Here is a 2782-nt window from a genome sequence, read left to right as displayed (position 1 = left end):
GTCCAGGGGCGCGCTTCACCGCCTCGTGTATGGCGCAGGCGCAATCCACTGCCTAAATAGCGACAGCCCCTCCCCGGAGTTTTTTGATGACCACATCCCTTTTCCAGCCGATCACGCTTGACGGCCTCGCCTTTCCCAACCGCATCGCGGTCGCGCCCATGTGCCAGTATTCCGCCGATGACGGTTCGGCCAGCGACTGGCACCTGTACCACTGGATGAACCTGGCGATGTCCGGCGCCGGCATGGTCACCGTCGAGATGACCGACGTCGAGCGGCGCGGCCGCATCTCGCATGGCTGCCTCGGCCTTTATTCCGACGACAACGAGGCAGCCGCCCGGCGCGCGCTGGATGCCGCCAAGCGCGTCGCCGCCCCCGGCACCAAATTCGGCACGCAGCTTGCCCATGCCGGCCGCAAAGCATCCAACCGGAAGCCTTGGGAAGGCGGCGGGCCGCTCGGTGCCGATCAGGATCCCTGGCCGATCGTGTCCGCCTCGGCAATCGCCTACGACACGGGCTGGCAGGTGCCGCGGGCGCTGGAGGATGAGGAGATACTGCACATCATCGAACGCTTCGCCGAGGCGGCAAGGCGGGCCGAGCGGGCCGGCTTCGATTTCATCGAATTGCATGCGGCACACGGCTATCTGATCTTCCAGTTCCTGTCGCCGCTTTCCAACCAGCGCACCGACCGCTGGGGCGGCTCGCTGGAAAACCGCATGCGTTTTGTCGTCGAGATCGCCAAGGCGGTGAGGAAGGCAGTGCCCAAGCTGATGCTCGGGGCCCGCCTGTCGGTCAAGGAATGGGTCGATGGCGGCTTCGATGTCGAGGACGCGATCGAAGTGGCCAAGGCGCTGAAGGCAGCGGGCGTCGCCTATCTCTGCTGCTCGAGCGGCGGCAATTCGCCCCTGCAGAAGCTGCCGACAGGTCGGGGCTACCAGGTGCATCTGGCGGAAGCCGTGCGCAACGGCGCCGACATCCCGACGCGGGCCGTCGGCCTGATCGACGATCCGAAGCAGGCCGAGGCGATCGTCGCCCAGGGCCGTGCCGACATGGTGGCTTTGGCCCGCGCCTTTCTCGCCGATCCGCGCTGGGCGTGGCGCGCCGCCGCCACATTCGGCGAGACGATCCACCCGGCGCCGCAGCTTGCCCGCTCGGTGACGACGATGCAGCACTGGATGAAGGCGGCGGGCTGAGCGGCCATTTCCAATGGCTGCTGCCCCAATGACCGCGACCCCAATGATTGCGACCCCAATGATTGCGACCTTGAGACCTTTACGCGGAGGGACGTGCAACCAAATCGGCCGCTCCGCGTTGGCGGCGATGATGGACAACAAGCCTTTTGAAAAGCCGGTGGTGGTCGAACTTGGCCATGTGGGCAAATACCGTGAGATCCGCAGCACCCAGGAAGCGGCGGAGTGCCTGATGACGGTCTGGCCGCTCAATCGTGGTCCCCGGCATCGCGATGCTCTCGACACTTGCCTAAAAGTGCTGGAGGGTTATCGTTCGACGGCGGATGCGCGCCGCGCATTGGTCGAAGCCGCGAAGGAATCGGACGTGCTGGTTCCCGACGAGAGATTGTCCGACGGCAGGCTGCCCGAAGGCAAACTGCCCCAAAGCAGCAAACTGCATTGAGCAGACGGAGCTTTTCCCACTGGAGGATTTCATGGCGAAGCTGACCTACAAGATCGTCGAGCATGACGGGGGCTGGGCCTACAAGGTCGGCTCGACATTCTCAGAAACGTTCCCTACCCACGAGGACGCGCTCCGCGCGGCCGAGATCGCTTCGGCCGAACAGCAGGTCGCCGGCACCACGGACGGCATCCAGTACGAGGACGCCGACGGCAAATGGCACGACGAGCTCGCCGACGGCCGGGACCGGCCGCAAACCGAAGTTTCCGATTAGGCTGGTGTCGTTTACTGATGACTTCTCGCACCTCCGTTTTCAAGGGCTGGGGCTGGGCAAGTCATTTTCCTGCCAGGATCCCGGACATGGCGAATTTCAATCCCACCGCGAACAAACACGATCAGGACCAACGAAGAAGAGTGCTTGCCACGCAGGCGCTTTACAGGGCAGTCTGGTAGCGCTACCGTTTCATCATCGCGCGTGACCAGGGAGGAACTTTGGGAGCTGCCGCGGCCAGTTAGGAAAGCGGTTTCCTTCGAAGACGTCGCAGGAAGCATTCGGGAGGAAATCGATGGCGTCTGTCGCGATTGGCGATGTCTACAAATCATTCGGAACCGTCGAAATTCTCCACGGCGTCAGCGTCGATATAGACGACGGCGAGTTCGTCACGCTGGTCGGGCCGTCGGGCTGCGGAAAATCGACCCTTCTCAGGATGATCGCTGGCCTGGAAAAGATTTCGCGCGGCCAGATCGCGATTGGCGACCGTGTCGTCAACAACGTTGCGCCAAAAGAACGCGACGTCGCCATGGTCTTCCAGAACTACGCGCTCTACCCGCACATGACCGTCGCCGAGAACATGGCGTTCTCGCTCATGCTCAAGGGTGTTTCGAAAGCCGAAAGCGCTGCCAGCGTTAAGCGCGCCGCCGAAATCCTGGGGCTGGTGCCGCTGCTGGAGCGCTATCCCCGGCAGCTTTCCGGCGGCCAGCGCCAGCGCGTCGCCATGGGCCGGGCGATCGTGCGCGATCCGGCGGTCTTCCTGTTCGACGAGCCGCTGTCCAATCTCGACGCCAAGCTCAGGGTGCAGATGCGCGCCGAGATCAAGGAACTGCATCAGCGGCTGAAGACCACGACGGTCTATGTCACCCACGACCAGATCGAGGC

At 63.6% G+C, this 2782-nt stretch carries 4 protein-coding genes; all 4 read left to right on the top strand.

The window, feature by feature from the left end:
• The first annotated feature begins 86 nt into the window (after positions 1–86).
• Positions 87–1190 (top strand): NADH:flavin oxidoreductase/NADH oxidase, encoded by a 1104-nt coding sequence (locus EOA85_RS31840; protein WP_127212374.1) that lies wholly within the window; start codon positions 87–89, stop codon positions 1188–1190.
• Between the two features lie 127 nt (positions 1191–1317).
• Entirely contained in the window at positions 1318–1629 is a 312-nt protein-coding gene (locus tag EOA85_RS31835) for a DUF982 domain-containing protein (RefSeq protein WP_065008175.1), read from the top strand.
• 31 nt (positions 1630–1660) lie between these two features.
• Positions 1661–1900, top strand: a complete 240-nt coding sequence (locus tag EOA85_RS31830) for a DUF2188 domain-containing protein (protein ID WP_065008174.1) — start codon at positions 1661–1663, stop codon at positions 1898–1900.
• A gap of 292 nt (positions 1901–2192) precedes the next feature.
• On the top strand, positions 2193–2782 hold a 590-nt coding region (locus EOA85_RS31825; RefSeq protein WP_127212373.1), incomplete at its 3' end, for an ATP-binding cassette domain-containing protein.

Source organism: Mesorhizobium sp. M5C.F.Ca.IN.020.29.1.1 (assembly GCF_003997375.1).
Classification (GTDB): Bacteria; Pseudomonadota; Alphaproteobacteria; order Rhizobiales; family Rhizobiaceae; genus Mesorhizobium; species Mesorhizobium wenxiniae.
Note: the sequence above shows the minus strand (reverse complement) of the source record. Positions and strands in the feature narration are given on the sequence as shown.

What these genes read in the sequence shown, in the direction of transcription:
- EOA85_RS31835 (WP_065008175.1), top strand. Translation starts at nt 1,318, where the DNA reads ATGATGGACAACAAGCCTTTTGAAAAGCCGGTGGTGGTCGAACTTGGC.
- EOA85_RS31840 (WP_127212374.1), top strand. Translation starts at nt 87, where the DNA reads ATGACCACATCCCTTTTCCAGCCGATCACGCTTGACGGCCTCGCCTTT.
- EOA85_RS31830 (WP_065008174.1), top strand. Translation starts at nt 1,661, where the DNA reads ATGGCGAAGCTGACCTACAAGATCGTCGAGCATGACGGGGGCTGGGCC.